General features: G+C 64.5%; 11 protein-coding genes. 3 read left to right on the forward strand and 8 right to left on the reverse strand.

Translation table 11 applies throughout. From position 1 onward, the window contains the following. Positions 1–90 precede the first annotated feature (90 nt). Positions 91–369, forward strand: a complete 279-nt coding sequence (gene rpsT, locus AB1411_11995) for a 30S ribosomal protein S20 (GenBank protein ID MEW6544320.1) — start codon at positions 91–93, stop codon at positions 367–369. Here rpsT and holA read toward each other — a convergent pair. The 3 genes from holA to leuS form a co-directional block, all read right to left on the reverse strand. Next, on the reverse strand, positions 341–1,495 hold the full coding sequence (gene holA / locus AB1411_12000; protein MEW6544321.1) for a DNA polymerase III subunit delta: 1,155 nt from the start codon (positions 1,493–1,495) through the stop codon (positions 341–343). The two genes, rpsT and holA, sit on opposite strands and share 29 nt — an antisense overlap. Before the next feature lie 25 nt (positions 1,496–1,520). After that, complete coding sequence (gene lptE / locus AB1411_12005; protein ID MEW6544322.1) at positions 1,521–2,048, reverse strand: LPS assembly lipoprotein LptE; 528 nt, start codon at positions 2,046–2,048, stop codon at positions 1,521–1,523. Positions 2,049–2,199: 151 nt separating this feature from the next. Next, positions 2,200–4,836 carry a leucine--tRNA ligase gene (leuS, locus tag AB1411_12010; protein ID MEW6544323.1) on the reverse strand — a complete coding sequence of 879 codons (2,637 nt, stop codon included), beginning with the start codon at positions 4,834–4,836 and terminating at the stop codon, positions 2,200–2,202. Positions 4,837–5,310: 474 nt separating this feature from the next. Here leuS and AB1411_12015 point away from each other — a divergent pair, with 474 nt between their 5' ends. Together AB1411_12015 and AB1411_12020 are read left to right on the forward strand one after the other, a co-directional pair. After that, entirely contained in the window at positions 5,311–8,625 is a 3,315-nt protein-coding gene (locus AB1411_12015) for a PAS domain-containing protein (GenBank protein MEW6544324.1), read from the forward strand. A gap of 30 nt (positions 8,626–8,655) precedes the next feature. Continuing rightward, positions 8,656–10,140 (forward strand): PAS domain S-box protein, encoded by a 1,485-nt coding sequence (locus AB1411_12020; GenBank protein ID MEW6544325.1) that lies wholly within the window; start codon positions 8,656–8,658, stop codon positions 10,138–10,140. A 78-nt stretch (positions 10,141–10,218) separates the two neighbouring features. Here the strand turns inward: AB1411_12020 and AB1411_12025 are convergent, their stop codons facing one another. The 5 genes from AB1411_12025 to AB1411_12045 all read right to left on the reverse strand — a co-directional run bounded on the left by AB1411_12025 (position 10,219) and on the right by AB1411_12045 (position 14,684). After that, positions 10,219–10,890, reverse strand: a complete 672-nt coding sequence (locus AB1411_12025; protein ID MEW6544326.1) for an HAD family hydrolase — start codon at positions 10,888–10,890, stop codon at positions 10,219–10,221. A gap of 92 nt (positions 10,891–10,982) precedes the next feature. Beyond that, positions 10,983–12,473, reverse strand: coding sequence for an ankyrin repeat domain-containing protein (locus AB1411_12030; GenBank protein ID MEW6544327.1), 1,491 nt, complete (start codon positions 12,471–12,473; stop codon positions 10,983–10,985). A gap of 26 nt (positions 12,474–12,499) precedes the next feature. Continuing rightward, complete coding sequence (locus tag AB1411_12035) at positions 12,500–14,038, reverse strand: ankyrin repeat domain-containing protein (protein ID MEW6544328.1); 1,539 nt, start codon at positions 14,036–14,038, stop codon at positions 12,500–12,502. 14 nt (positions 14,039–14,052) lie between these two features. After that, positions 14,053–14,448, reverse strand: coding sequence for a type II toxin-antitoxin system VapC family toxin (locus tag AB1411_12040; GenBank protein ID MEW6544329.1), 396 nt, complete (start codon positions 14,446–14,448; stop codon positions 14,053–14,055). Then, on the reverse strand, positions 14,445–14,684 hold the full coding sequence (locus tag AB1411_12045) for an AbrB/MazE/SpoVT family DNA-binding domain-containing protein (protein MEW6544330.1): 240 nt from the start codon (positions 14,682–14,684) through the stop codon (positions 14,445–14,447). Before AB1411_12045 ends, AB1411_12040 begins: the two co-directional genes overlap by 4 nt. Positions 14,685–14,753 lie beyond the last annotated feature (69 nt).

Genomic DNA, 14,753 nt, shown 5'->3' on the forward strand with positions numbered 1-14,753 from the left:
TTCATGGCCCTCCAAGCCGGCTTGACCGGCTCGGGGCGCCTGTGTTACAAAGGCGGCTCTTTATCACCAGTCACGTTTGGAGAAGGTCCCATGCCGGTCATTCACAAGTCAACCATCAAGCGGGCCCGCCAGGCCGAGAAGCGGAACCAGCGGAACCGGGCCGTCCAGAGCGCGGTCAAGAGCGTCATGAAGAAAGTGCTCGCCGCCGTGGACGAGAAGAGCGTGGACGGCGCCAAGGCTGCGCTGCGCGAAGCCACGGCCTCGCTGCACAAGGCGGTCTCCAAAGGCGTACTCAAGCGGAACACCGCGTCCCGACGGATCTCCCGTCTCGCCGTCAGGGTCAACGCTCTGTCGGCCGGCCGGGCCTGACCGCCCGCGCCGCCGGTTTCGTCGGAAGAGACGAGCTGGGCCTGTCTCGATCAGCCGGCTGGCCCTTCCCACCAGTCCCGGCCCCGCCAAGCGAGCAGAGCGCCAGCAACAGCGATTCCAGCGACCGCTCCGGAGCGGTCGCGCTGCCGCCCTTCAACTTCGAGTCGGTCTCCAGGAACAACCGGAAGGCGCTCCGCAGGGCCGGGTCGGGAAACCGGCTCAGGAACGCCTTGACCTTGAAGGGCGGCATCCGCAGGTGCCGGGCGGCTTCGGATTCGGTGCCGCCCTGCCGCAACAGGTCCTTGACCTTCCAGATGCGGCGGTACTGCCAGACCAGCGACCCGAGGATCCGCACCGGCGCCTCGCCAGCTTCCAAGTTGCGGGCCGCGATGCGCAGCACCCGCTCCCGGTCCCCGGCGGCGATCGCCGCGGTCAGGTCGAAGACCGAGGCCCCCGCTTCCATGCCTCGGACTGCCTCCAGCTCGGCCGGTCCCGCAATCGACCCCTTGGGAACGTAGGCCGCCAGTTTTTCCAGCTCCCGTCGGACCGGGTAGAGGGCGCCTCCGGCCTGATCCTTGAGCGAGAGCACGCGCTCCTTGAGCGTCTGGACCGCCTCGCCGGTCAGTTGCACGCCGAGTGACACCGCTTCCCGCGTGATCCATCCGGTCAAGTCCCATTCGGTCAAGGCCGAGCAGTCCACCACCACCGCGGCCTTCCCGAGCCCCTGCGCGAACTTGGTCCGGCCGTCCAGCTTCGCCGCGACGAACACCAGGGTCGTGGTGTCGCAGGGAGCCTTGCAGTAGGAAAGCAGGGCCTCCCCCTCCCGGGCCGGCAGCTTCTCCGCTGCCTTGACCATCACCAGGCGGCGCGAGGCGAAGACCGGAACCTCGCCGGCTCGCGCGAGGATCTCCGCCGCCCCAGTCTCGTCGCCGTAGAGCAGATCATGGTTGAACGCCTCCAATCCCCCGTCGGGAGCCGACGCGCCGCTCCCCCCGCCCAGCACCGCCGCACGGATCGCCGCCACCGCCTGGTCGCGCAGACAGTCCTCCTCCCCGACGACCAGGTAGAGGGAGGCGATCCCCTGCCGCCCGATCGTCGCGCTCAATTCCTGAGGCCTGACGTTCATGGTGTGACGAGAGCCTTGCGGCTTCTTACTGGGCGCTCTTCTTCTCGGCCGGCGCCGCGTCCTTCGCTTGAGCCTTGGCCTCCAAGTGGGCCAGGAAGCGGGTGGCCAGATCCTCCGCGATCAAGCGGCCGGCCTGCTCCAGGGCGCGGGCCTGCAGCACGCGGTTGAACTGCAGGTCGTTGGTGATGAAAAACTCGGAAGAGGCCGTGGAATTCTGGTTCCAGACCTCCTTGCCGGAGCGCAAGTCCTCCACCACCGCCTTCACCGTCACCGTGACCCGGGTCTCAAACGTCGCCGACTGCGTGAAGCTCAGGGACGGGGTCAGGACGGAGACGATCGTCGCCTTGAGCCGCAGGTCGGCCGCCTCGGCGCCTGGCACCACGCGCACCCCGCTGCCGGCCGAAAACTCGTGGCGCGCGTAGGTGGTGAGCTTCTGCTCCAAGTTCGGCTCGAAGGTCTTGTTCTCGAAGATGGGGATGACCAGGCGGGGTGCGTCTTCCCGGGTGGAGGCGGCGGGTTTGGCGGAAGTCCCGCCGATCGTCGGCCCTGCCACTCCGTCAACCCGGAACTGATACCCGCATGAAGAAGTGAACAGTGAACAGTAAAGAGTGAACAGTAAAAAAGACTGTCTCCAACTCCCGCTGTTCACTTTGAACTGTTCACCGTTCACTATTAATCGTTCACGGTTCGCTTGCGTCGGCCGGCTAGACGACGAAGTTGACGAGCTTCTTCTCGACGTAGATGACCTTGCGGGGGCTCTTGCCCTGGAGCCACTCCGCAAGCTTGGGGTCCTGTCTGGCCAGCGCGACGACCTGCTCCTCGGTCGAATCGGCCGGCACCTCGATCCTGCTCCGCAGCTTGCCGTTCACCTGGATCGGGATCGTGAGCCGCTCGCTCGCGACCAGCGCCGGCTCGTACTCGGGCCAAGGCTGGCGCGCCACGCTCGGCTGCCGGCCCAACGACGTCCAGAGCTCCTCGGCCAGGTGGGGCGCAAAGGGCGCCAGGAGGAGGACCAGCGTCCGGGCCGCCTCACGGAGCGCGGCGGTCTCGTCCGGCGCCCCGTCGGCCTTCCGCTCCGCCACCCATTTATAGAGCCCGTTCACGAACTCCATAAGGGCCGCGATCGCCGTGTTGAACTGGAACTCCCGCTCGATGTCGTCGGTGACCTTCTTGATCGTCCGGTGCGTCAGGCGGCGCAGCTCGATCGCGCGCGGCGGCGCTTCGACCGTCGAGGTCGAGCGCTCCCCCTCTCGCCCCGCGCCTCGCGCCTCCAGCTCCGCGAAGAGCCGCCAGACCCGGTTGAGGAACCGCGCGCAGCCCTCCACGCCCGAGTCGCTCCACTCCAGGTCCTTGTCCGGCGGCGCCGCGAAGAGGGAGAAGAGGCGGGCGGTGTCGGCTCCGTAGGCGGCGATCAGGTGCTCCGGGTCCACGATGTTCTTCTTGGACTTGGACATCTTCTCCACCCGGCCCCGCTCCACGGGCGTCCGCTTTCCCTCCGCCTGGCACAGAGCGCAGCGCCAGCCGTCCTTCTCGGAGCCGGCCAGCTCGCCGGGGAACAGCCAGCCGTGCGTCGGGCAGCGGTAGGTCTCCTTGCAGACCATCCCCTGCGTGAGCAGGCTTTGGAAAGGCTCGTCCACGTGGGTCAGACCCAGGTCCCGGATGACCTTCGTGAAAAACCTCGCGTAGAGCAGGTGGAGCACGGCGTGCTCGATGCCGCCGACGTACTGGTCCACCGCCATCCAGTACCGGGCGGCCGCCGGCTGGATCGGCTGCCGGTGTTCGCGCGGAGAGCAATAGCGGAGGAAGTACCAGGAGGAGTCCACGAAGGTGTCCATCGTGTCGGTTTCGCGCCGGGCCTGGCGGCCGCACGTGGGGCAGGACGTCCGGACGAAGCTCTCGGACTGCGCCAACGGCGAGGCGCCCTTGCCGGTGAAGGGCACATCGGGCGGCAAGACCACCGGCAGGTCGCGCTCCGGCACCGGCACGACGCCGCAGGCCTCGCAATAGACCATCGGGATCGGGGTGCCCCAGTAGCGCTGCCGGGAGACGCCCCAGTCGCGCAGCCGGTAGTTCACCGTGCGCCGGCCCATCCCCTGCGCCTCGACGAATTCGGCGATCCGGTCTTTCGCCTCCGGCACGGACAGACCGGTGAAGCGGTCGGAGTTGACCAGGAGGCCGGCTGACTCCTGCTCCTCATAGGCGGCCTCCAGATTCGGCTCGTCCAGGGTCCCGGCTGGATTCTGGATGACCAGCCGGACGGGAATGCCGTACTTCTTCGCGAACTCGAAGTCCCGCTGGTCGTGGGCGGGGACCGCCATGATCGCGCCGGTCCCGTATTCGTAGAGGACGAAGTTGGCCACCCAGATCGGGATGGCCTGCTTCGTGAACGGGTTGATCGCATGCGCGCCGGTGAAGACTCCTTCCTTTTCCCGGTCGGCGGCGGTCCGGACCGCCCTGTCCTGGCGGGAGACCCGCGCCACGAACTCGCGCACCGACCCAGCCTCAGGCCGGCCCCGGATCAAGGACTCGACCAGCGGCGATTCCGGCGCCAGACTCATGAAGGTCGCGCCGAAGATCGTATCCTGGCGGGTGGTGAAGATGCGGACGGCCCGCAGATCGCCGGCCGGCTCGGCCAGGGGGAAGTCCACCTCGACGCCGACGCTCTTCCCGATCCAGTGGCGTTGCATCGTGAGCACGCGCTCCGGCCACCCGGCCAGCTTGTCCAGGTCGCGCAGCAGCTCCTCCGCATAGGAGGTGATCCGAAAGAACCACTGTTCGAGCTCCTTCTGGATCACGACCGAGTCGCACCGCCAGCAGAGCCCCTCCTCCACCTGCTCGTTGGCCAGCACGGTCTCGCAGCTCGGACACCAGTTGACGGCCGAGCGTTTGCGATAGGCCAGCCCGCGCTCATACATCTTGATAAAGAACCACTGGTTCCACTTGTAGTAGTCCGGCGCGCAGGTGGCCACCTCCCGCTCCCAGTCGTAGGAAAGGCCCATGCGCCGGAGCTGGTCCCGCATGTAGGCGATGTTCTCCTCGGTCCATCGGCTGGGATGCACGCCCTTGGCGATGGCCGCGTTCTCGGCCGGCAGGCCGAACGCGTCCCATCCCATCGGGTGCAGGACGTTGAAGCCCCGCATCGCCTTGTAGCGGGCCACCACGTCTCCGATCGCATAGTTCCGCACGTGGCCCATGTGGATCCGTCCGGAAGGGTATGGAAACATCTCCAGACAGTAGTACTTGGGACGGGCCTGGTCCTCCGTGGCCAGGAAGGTGCCCTGTTGGGCCCAATAAGCCTGCCACTTCTCTTCGATCACGCGATGTTCGTACTGGGAGTTCATGGGCATAGCCTTGAGCCGTCAACTCTCAGCTTTCAGCACGCCGCCGAGTCCGAGACCCACGAGCCATGGCTGAACGCCGATGACTGACTGCGTCGTTTTTTGGGAGTCGAGACTCTAGCATACACGATGGGGGGTCACAAGATGACGGGGCCGAGGGATCGAGGCAGGAACGGGGATTGAGCTGACGAGCGGGTTCCTTGACAGTCACGACACATCGTTTGTAGGATGTTTGTGCAACGAGCAGGAACGGCGGTAAGACAGGGACGTTCCCGCCCCCTATCTAATGTATTAACGGCCCCTCGTTCGCCTGGAGAAACTCCTCAGGTCCTCAAAGGCCTCACCGATACAGAAGCATAAACCACCCACTCGCCGTCCGGCAGGGGCGGCTTGTGCTCGCGGGAGAAAGATGGCGGGCGATCCTCCCGACATTTTCTCTCCCGAGTGACACCGGATACACCGCAGCGGACCAACCACGTGCCCATTCGCTATCAAACACTCCCGGCCATCATCCTGGCGCTGATCCTCGCCGCCCTCGTCACCGGGGCCGTCATCCTTCGGGTCGTTGAGAACCGTCTGATAGGGGCAGCCGGAGAGAATCTTGCCCTCGCCGCCGTGGACATCGCCGAAAAGCTGGATCTGGTCCTTGCCGAGCGGTACGGGGACATCCAGATGATGGTCCAGGCAGACGTCATGCAGGGGCATGACGTCGAAGCCATGACCGTCTATCTCCGCCAACTGCAGAAGGCTTACCCTATCTACCTCTGGCTGGGGGTGACGGATGCGCAGGGGCGAATCGTGGCCGCGACCGACCAGACCAGCGTGGGCGGGGACCGCAGCCGGGCCACATGGTTTCAAGCCGTCCGCGGCGAACACCGCATCCGGGTGTTGGACGTCGAGGAGTCCGAAGAGGTTGAGCGAGGGCTGGCCGCGTCGTTCGCGGCCCCGATCATCGGCCCCCGCGGAGAGTTCAGAGGGGCTGTCGTGACCCAGATCGGGCTGTCGTCCCTCGAAGACGCAACGGTGTTTCCGATGCAAGTCCAGCAGGGCACGGCGGAGAGAGTCGAATATCAGTTCCTCACCCAGGATGGAACCGTCATCGTGGATTCCGCCCTCAGGCAGGAGGGAACGGTGAACTTGAAACGGGCCCGGCTGCCGTCGGCCGAACTGTTCGACTCGGCTCCGCCCGGCTACGTCGAGGAACAGCATCTGCGCCGCCACGTGCCGGTCATCACCGGCTACGCCCGGACCAGGGGCTCGGGCGAGTTCGCCGGGCTGTCCTGGGGGGTGTTGGTGCGCAGGGACCGGCAGGATGTCCTGGCGCCGATTCACGACGTGCTGTGGAAGTTCGGTGCCGCGATGGGCCTCGTCTTCCTGCCGGCCGTCGGATTTTTGATATGGACAACGGGGCGCCTCAAGCAAGAATGGGCCAAGGCCCAGTCGGAGCAGAGGCGGGCAACGGAAGCGGAGGTGGCGGCACAGGAGAAGGCCCGCCTCCTCGAGCTCCTCTTCAACGACAGCCTGACCTGCCTCGTCCTCCTGGACCGGAACTTCAATTTCATCCGCGTCAACGAAGCCTATGCCCGCGCCTGCCGGCGCAAGGTATCGGAATTTCCGGGCCACAACCACTTCGAGTTTTACCCGTCCGACGCCCAGAAGATCTTCGAGCAAGTCCGCGAGACGAAGAAGCCCTTCCAGACGTTCGCGCGCCCCTTCGTCTTCCCCGACCACCCGGAATGGGGCGTGACCTACTGGGACTGGACTCTGGTGCCGATCCTGGACCGGTCGGGCGAGGTCGAGTTCCTCGTTTTTTCGCTCAACGACGTGACGGAACGCGAGCGGGCGGAAGAGAATCTGGCGAAGAACCGGGCCCAACTCGAAGCGATTCTCGACAACAGCCCGACCATGATCTTTCTCAAGGATCCCGAGGGCCGATACCTGCTGAGCAATCGCCAGTTTGAGAAGATCACCCATCGGCCCAGCGAAGCCATTCTCGGCAGGACGGACGAGGACATTTTCCCGCCGGAGCAAGCCGCCGCCTTTCGGGCCAACGACCGCAGGGTGCTGGACGCCGGCGTTCCGCTGCTATTCGAGGAAGTTGCGCTCCACGACGACGGCCCTCACACCAGTCTCGTCTGCAAGTTCCCCCTTCGGGACTCACAAGGACGCGTGCATGCGATCGGCGGCATCGTCACCGACATCACCGAGCGCAAACTGGCGGAAGAGGCGCTGCGCCGGAGCGAGGCCAGCTTGGCGAACGCCCAGCGGATCGCGCACCTGGGGAACTGGGACTGGAACATCGTGACCAACGAGCTGCGCTGGTCCGATGAGATCTATCGCATCTTTGGGCTCACCCCGCAGGAATTCGGCGCCACCTACGAGGCATTCCTCGGCTCCGTGCACCCCGACGATCGCGAGCATGTGAAGCAAGCGGTGAACGATGCCTTGTACCGGCATGCCCCCTACGGCATTGACCACCGCATCGTGTTGCCCGACGGCACGGTACGGACCGTTCACGAACAGGCCGAAGTCACGTTCGATGCGCAAGGTCGTCCCATCCGCATGATGGGAACGGTCCAGGACATCACCGAGCAGAGACGGCTCGAGGAACAGCTTCGCCAGGCGCAGAAGATGGAGGCGATCGGGCGGCTGGCCGGAGGCATCGCGCACGACTTCAACAATCTGCTGACGGTGATCAACGGGTACTGCCAGCTTCTTCTGTCCGACATGCGTCCGCTGGACCCCAGATACCGACATGTACAGGAGATTTTCCGGGCCGGAGAGCGGGCAACCGCCTTGACCAACCAGCTCCTGACGTTCAGCCGGAAGCAGATCCTGCATCCACGGGTCCTGGACCTGAACGAAGTCGTCGCCAACGTCGAGCGCATGCTCGCGCGGCTGATCGGCGAGAATATCCGGCTCGTGACGAGACTCGATCCGGCCCTGTGGCCGGTCAGAGCCGAGCCGGGGCAGATTGAGCAAGTGCTCCTGAACCTGGCCGTGAACGCCCGTGATGCCATGCCCCGGGGCGGAATCGTGACGATCGAAACCGCGAACGAGGAGCTGACCCAGACAGCCGCTCCCCTGGACCCGACCGTTCCTCCGGGACCCTACACGAGACTGACGGTCACGGACACCGGTTGCGGCATGGATGAAGCCACCCAGGCCAGGATTTTCGAGCCGTTCTTCACGACCAAGGAGCCGGGCAAAGGAACCGGGCTCGGCCTTTCGACCGTCTACGGGATCGTGAAACAGAGCGGCGGATACATCTTCGTCCGCAGCAAGCCGGGACAGGGGACGACCTTTACCGTCTATCTCCCCCGAGTCGAAGAACCGGTCTTGCGCGAAACGCACGAGAGCCCGGCCGTTCCGGCGGACGGTGGATCGGAGATCATCCTCCTCGTTGAAGATCAGGCCGAAGTTCGAGCCCTGACGCGGACGATTCTCCATTCGAAAGGCTACGCGGTGTTGGAGGCAAGCGACGGCGAGCAGGCCCTGCGCCTCTGTCGGGAGCGCCAAGGTCCTCTCCATCTGTTGCTCGCCGACGTCATGTTGCCGGGCATGGACGGCCTGACGTTGGCCGAGCGTCTGACCGCTCTCCGTCCGGACATGAAGGTGCTGTACATGTCCGGCTATGCGGACGACGCGCTCCGGCGCCGCGGTGCCCTTTCGGAAAGCAACGCTTTCCTCCAGAAACCCTTCACGCCCCCCTCGCTCATCAGAAAGGTCCGCGAGGTGCTCGACGCGCCGCCCAACGGCCAGGCGACTGCGACACACCAAACGGTTCGGTGATCCGACGAGGGAGAACAGGTTGAGGCACGCATGATCGGCATCGTGGAAAGATACAGGGGTCTGTCCCTGCCCGTGGCCCTCTGTCTCGTCGCCGGCATTTTTCTGCTGGACCTCGCGACGCCGTTGGGAAAGGCGATCTGGACCCTCTATCTCGTGCCGCTCCTGCTCACGCTCGGGTCGCCGACCAAGCAGGCTCCCGTCTGGCTGGCCGGCGTCTGCACGGGGCTCATCGGGCTTGGCATCCTCTACTCGCCGCCGGGGGCTCCCCCGGCTGTCTTCCTCTTCAACCGCGCGACCGGGGTCGCCGTCCTCTGGCTGGCCACCCTGTTGATCATGCAACGCAGAGCGGCGGACCAGGCGGCCCAGAAAGCCCGGGCGCGGCTCTCCGGCACGGTGGACATCGCCGACGATGCGATCATCTCGGTTGACCGGGCCCAACGCATTCTGCTCTTCAACCAGGGCGCCGAGCGGATCTTCGGATACCAGGCTCGCGAGGTGCTCGGCCAGCCGCTCGACCTCTTCCTCCCTGAACGGTTCCTGGAAGCCCATCGCGGGCATATCCAGGAGCTCGCCGATTCCCCGATAACCGTTGCCAGCCAGCGCAAGGGCGAACGGCGTGAGATTCTCGGTCGGCGAAAGGACGGCAGCGAATTTCCGGCCGAGGCCTCGATCTCCAAACTGACGACGGACGACGAGCCGATCCTGACCGTCATCCTCCGCGATATCACGTCGCGCAAGCGGGTCGAACAGCGGATCGCCGTCGTCCACGCAGTGACGCGCATCCTGGCGGAAGCGCCGACGATCAAGGAGGCCGTCCCCGAGATCATTCGGACCATCTGTGAAGGGCTCGGGTGGGAAGCCGGGGCCGTCTGGGAACTCGATCCGACCGTTCAGGCCATGCGGTGCCTGGACCTCTGGCACGTGCCCGCCGTGGATCTGACGGAGTTCGAGGCGATGACCAGGGCCACGCCGATGCCGAGAAACATCGGGCTGCCCGGCCGTGTTTGGGGTAGCGGAGAGCCGGCCTGGATCGTGGACGCCACGAAGGACCCCAACTTTCCCAGAGCGGTCGTCGCCGACCACGCTGGACTCCATGGAGCCTTCGCGTTCCCCATCCGGCTGGACGGGGCGACCATCGGTGTCCTCGAATTTTTCAGCCGCCAACCTCACGAGCCGGACCAAGCCCTGCTGGAGGTCCTCGACGAACTCGGCAGCCAGATCGGGCAGTTCATCAAGCGGAAGCGGGCGGAGTACGAACGGGACCGACTGGTTTGCGAGCTACAGGAGGCCCTCGACAACGTCAAAACCCTGCGCGGGCTGCTCCCGATTTGCGCAAGCTGTAAGAAGATCCGCAACAACCAAGGCTACTGGGACCAGATCGAAACCTACATCAGCGCCCGTTCGGAAGCGGAGTTCACCCACGGGACCTGCCCCGACTGCATGAAACGGCTCTATCCGGACCTGTACCACAAGCTCGCCAAGGCCAATCCTGACCTCTTCAAAAGCGACGCGTAGAACCCGGAGCATGCGCCCCACGGTCGCACGCGGCGTGCGTCCTGGCGGGCGCCCGATCCGAAGAGCCTTCGCCGCCGGTCATCCGGCCATGAAGACGCGGAAGCTCTCGATGGAGGGGTACCGGGAAGAAGGTTGCGGCGGGAGCCGGGAGCTGGATTTGGAGCGGTGATAGATGTGCCCGACGCCGAACTCCCGGGCCGCGGCCAGGCAGGCCTCGTCATCGTCCACGTAGAGGGCCCGTGCCGGATCGAATCCGATCAGACGCCGGCAGGCCGGCCAGTACTCCTCCCGCATCTTCAGGTAGCCGACCTCGAAGGCGTTGACGATCCGGTCCACGTGCCGGTCCACCCCGGTCTTCGCGACCTTGATCCGGATGCCGGACTCGTGCGCGTTGGTGATGATGTGCACACGCTTGCCTCGGGCACGCAGGAATTCCAGAAATTCGACGGCGTCGGGATGGAAGCCGATCAAGTGATCGAATTCCCTGGTCAACGCAATCAGATCAATGTCCAACAGCCGCGTCCAATAGTGGAGGTCGGTCCAGGCCAGCTCGCGCTCGACGGAGCGATACAGGGCGAGCAGCTTGGTCAGCGCTTCGTCGAAAGAGAGCCCGTGCTTGGCCGCATAGCGACGCGGCAGCTCCTCCTCGAAGAAGAAATTGTCGAAGTGCCGGTCCAGCAGCGTCCCGTCCATATCGAGGAGGACGTCGTCCACCTGGTCCCAGGGAACCGCGTGACGCGGGACACCCATTGCATTCCTGGGAGCAACGGGTCCCGGTGACGCGTGACGGGTGCTGGATGATGTGTGAAAGATTTTGCAGGGTGCCGACATAGAGAGACGATTCACTTCTTCGGGACCCCCAAGAAACCCGGTGCGCTTTTTCTCGGCACGCTTTTTCTGGGCTCTGGCTTTTCGCCAATGGGCTCCTCGGAGACATCCTGTTGGGGTGAGGTCTGCACCGCGTGGCTGGGTTGCAGCTCGGCTAGGTCGACGAGCCGGAGGCTCCGTTTGAGAAACTCGGGGCTCCCGAGGAGCTGTGGCGTTTGCTCGTTGTTGAAGTCGCGCCGGGCCTTCCGTTCCACCTGCGGCTTGAGGTAATTGAAGATCTCGGCCAAATCCACCGATCCGTCCTTGTTCTTGTCCGCATCGCCGCGAAGGCCTTTGAGGAAGAAGTAGGTCAGCAGCCCATGGCTCTTTTGGTCATAGGTGCTGGAGACCTGATCGCCTTGGCTGGCCGCCAGCACGATGGTCTTCCCGCTGGCCAGGACCGGGTTCTCCACGGTCAGCATCATCGGCCGCATCCCCTTGCCGAGCACCGACCGGCCGCCAGCCCCGGAGAAGCAGGAATCCAGCATCACCACCACATCCTTCGCCGGCAGCTTGCCGACCTGCTCATAGAGTCGCTTCAGCGGATAGCCGGTCGCATCCACGAAAGTGGGATCGCCGTCATAGGGCACCAGGTAGGCGTCGCCGGTCTTCGGATTCGGCGCGCCATGCCCGGAGTAGTAAATGAACACCGAGGCGCCCGGTTCGACCCGCTTGGGCAGCCAGTGCTCGATGTATTTCTCCAGATCGGTCTTCGCCGCCCGGTCGTTGAGCAGCACCGCGACATTTTCCTCCTCGTAGCCCATGACTTTGGTCAGATAGTCCCCCATGACTCTGGCATCGTGCGCGGCGAAGTCGGCTTTGGGGAGCTGCTGCCGGTACTGTTCGATCCCGATCACGATGGCATAGGCGTTGGGGTTCGGCGTCATCCGCACCCCCGGCAGACTGTCCACATCGCTGACGGAGGCAGCCGGGGCTTCGAGCTTGGATGGCGAGGGTGTGGGTGACGAGGACACGCCGAGCTTGGCCAATTCCCGCTCTTCAGCCTGCTCAAGCAGCCGTATGATCTTGGTGTATCCCTTGAGCTGGGCATACTGAATCGAGGTGCACATCTCGACGGCAAGCCCGCCACGGTCGCAGACCTGGACCTGGGCATTGTTCGTTTCGGCCCCCCGCTGCAACAGCAGTTGCACCAACTGTACGTTCCCCTCGCTCACGGCGATATCCAACGCGGTCGTTCCGTAGTCGTGCTTGGCATTGACGTCGGCGCCGCGGTCCAGCAGCAGCTTGGCGATCTCGAGATTGCCCGTTGATGTGGCACACATGAGGGGAGTTTCTCCCGCATTCCATCCGCAGGCGCCCCTTTCATTGACATCCGTCCCCTGATCCAACAGCGCATTGATCCCTTTGACGTTGCCCTGTTCGACCGCCGTGCCCAGGGGCGTGGCACAGCCCGCCAAGAGTCCTGCCAGCACCATCGCTCCCAGCCCGACCCCGACACGTGCCATCATAGCGCACCTCACTCCATTCCAACTCACGGCGTCCGTTCCACCAGCTTGACGCCTTTGGCGAGCAATTCCGGACTCCCCAGCAGTTGTGGCGTCTGCTCGTTGTTGTATTCCCGCCTCGCTGTGCGCTCGACCTGCGGCTTGAGATAGGCGAACAATTCCCTCAAGTCCACCGACCCGTCCTTATTGCTGTCGGCCTCGCCTTGCAAGCCTTTCAGGAAGAAGTAGGTCAGCAGCCCGTGGCCCTTCTGGTCGTGGGTGCTGGAGACCTGATCCCCGGCGCTGGCCGCCAGGACCACCGTCTTATTGCCGGCCAGCACCGGATTTTCGATCGAGAGCACCATCGGCCTCATCCCTTTCCCCAGCACCGACCGGCCGCCGGCCCCGGAGAAGCAGGAATCCAGCATCACCACCACGTCCTTCGCCGGCAGCTTGCCCACCTGGTGATAGAGCCGCTTCAGGGCATACCCCGTCTCGTCCACAAAGCCTGGATCCCCGTCATAGGGAACCAAGTAGGCGTCCCCGGTCTTGGGATTGGGCGCGCCGTGACCGGAGAAATAGATGAAGACGGAGGCGTCCTTCTCCACCCGGTTCGGCAGCCACTTCTCGAAGTATTTCTCGATGTCCGCCTTCGCCGCCCGGTCGTTGAGCAGCAGCGCGACGTTTTCCTCCTGGTACCCCATGACCCTGGTCAGATAGTCGCTCATGACCCGCGCATCGTGGGCCGCATAATCCGCCTTCGGCAGCTTGTTCCGATAGGTCTCGATGCCGATCAGGATCGCATAGGCGTTCGGCTTCGGCCTGGCCTTGACCGACGGCAGACGATCCACGTCGCTCGCCGGGACGGCCGGGGGCGGCGGAGCAGCAGGCGCGGGAGCCAGGGCGGGAGGCACTGCCGCCGCCCCGGACAGTCTGGCCTCGGCCTGCTGCAGCAGACGAATGATCCTCGTGTTCCCTTTTTCCTGCGCCACCGTCAGGGGCGGCCGCCAGTCCTTCATGATGTCAATTTCCCTGCCCTTGACGCCGGGATATGCCCCGTGCTCCAGCAGCAATTGGACGACATCCGCATTCCCGGCGTCATGTACCGCCCACCAGAGAATCGGAGTGCCCCAGGCATCGGGTATCGCAACGTCCGCTCCACGATCCAACAACAATTTCACGACCTCCGTGTTCCCTGCGGATGCCGCCAGAGTCAAGGCAGTGAAGTGAAAGGGACTGTCCACGTTGTTTACTTGGGCGCCGTGGTCAAGCAACATCCGGACAACTTCAAGATGCCCCCGGCTCGCCGCCCGTTCCAACGGATAAGACGCGTAGTTGAAGGAGCGGTACGGCACGTTGGGGTCCACTCCTCGTTTCAGAAACAAGTCCACAATCTGCAGGTTCCCAGCCCCTGCCGCATGCACGAAGGCTTCAGCGGCATCATCCTTGTCCTTGCCGGCGCCCTGGTCCAGCAGCGTCTGGACCCCTTGCATGTCTCCGCGTTCGACGGCGTTGTACAGCGCCGAAGCGCACCCGGTCAGTAGTCCCCCGATCAGCACCGCCCCCAGCACGACTCTGACGCGCATCCTCATGTGACACCTCACAGCATCTCGAAGGCGTCGAGTTCACCGGCTAGTCGGTCAAACGTGATCGTCCGATCGCACCCATGGCGACGATTGAGGATCCCGATGAGACAATCGGCAAAATCCGCCTTGCCTTTCTGGTACAGGCGGAACGCCGTCCAGGCAGCCTGCACATCTTCGACTTCGAACTGGCTTGTCCTGAGGACTTTTTCCAACACTCCGGCGATAGTTTCCTTTGAATATCCGTAAGCGGTCTCAAGCACCCACACGAGTTCGCACAGTACGATCCGATTGATGAATCCGGGGCTCTCCCGCGTGCACCCACGCGTAATGAACTGCGAGGCCTTCCGGGATTGCCCGGGGTCGTCTTGCACCAGATACCGGACAAGGACGTTCGTGTCCAAACCGATCACCGGCGCCCCCCGCGCTTGCGGATGGCCTGATTCATGGCCTCCACGGTCACCGGCTTGGACGGCGGCTTGAGGATGCCGGCGAGTTCCGCCGCATCCACGGTCGCGGGAAGCACCACGACCCGTCCGTCGTCGTCCACGACGAATTCCAGGCGGTCACCCGGCTGCAAGTTCAGGCGTTCCCGGATCTCCTTGGGAATGGTCGTCTGGCCCTTGCTGGTCACGGTTGAGGTCGGCATTGCCAGCGTCCTTTCTACTTTAATGATTCCTTACCTTATAGAAAGGATGGCCAGATTGCAAGCCGGCCC

The organism is Nitrospirota bacterium (assembly GCA_040757595.1).
Lineage (GTDB): Bacteria > Nitrospirota > Nitrospiria > Nitrospirales > Nitrospiraceae > JBFLWP01.

Excerpts from the sequence above, each read along its gene's own strand:
- AB1411_12020 (MEW6544325.1), top strand. The coding sequence starts at position 8,656 with ATGATCGGCATCGTGGAAAGATACAGGGGTCTGTCCCTGCCCGTGGCC.
- holA (MEW6544321.1), bottom strand. The coding sequence starts at position 1,495 with ATGAACGTCAGGCCTCAGGAATTGAGCGCGACGATCGGGCGGCAGGGG.
- AB1411_12030 (MEW6544327.1), bottom strand. The coding sequence starts at position 12,473 with ATGGCACGTGTCGGGGTCGGGCTGGGAGCGATGGTGCTGGCAGGACTC.
- AB1411_12045 (MEW6544330.1), bottom strand. The coding sequence starts at position 14,684 with ATGCCGACCTCAACCGTGACCAGCAAGGGCCAGACGACCATTCCCAAG.
- rpsT (MEW6544320.1), top strand. The coding sequence starts at position 91 with ATGCCGGTCATTCACAAGTCAACCATCAAGCGGGCCCGCCAGGCCGAG.
- leuS (MEW6544323.1), bottom strand. The coding sequence starts at position 4,836 with ATGAACTCCCAGTACGAACATCGCGTGATCGAAGAGAAGTGGCAGGCT.
- AB1411_12035 (MEW6544328.1), bottom strand. The coding sequence starts at position 14,038 with ATGCGCGTCAGAGTCGTGCTGGGGGCGGTGCTGATCGGGGGACTACTG.
- AB1411_12025 (MEW6544326.1), bottom strand. The coding sequence starts at position 10,890 with ATGGGTGTCCCGCGTCACGCGGTTCCCTGGGACCAGGTGGACGACGTC.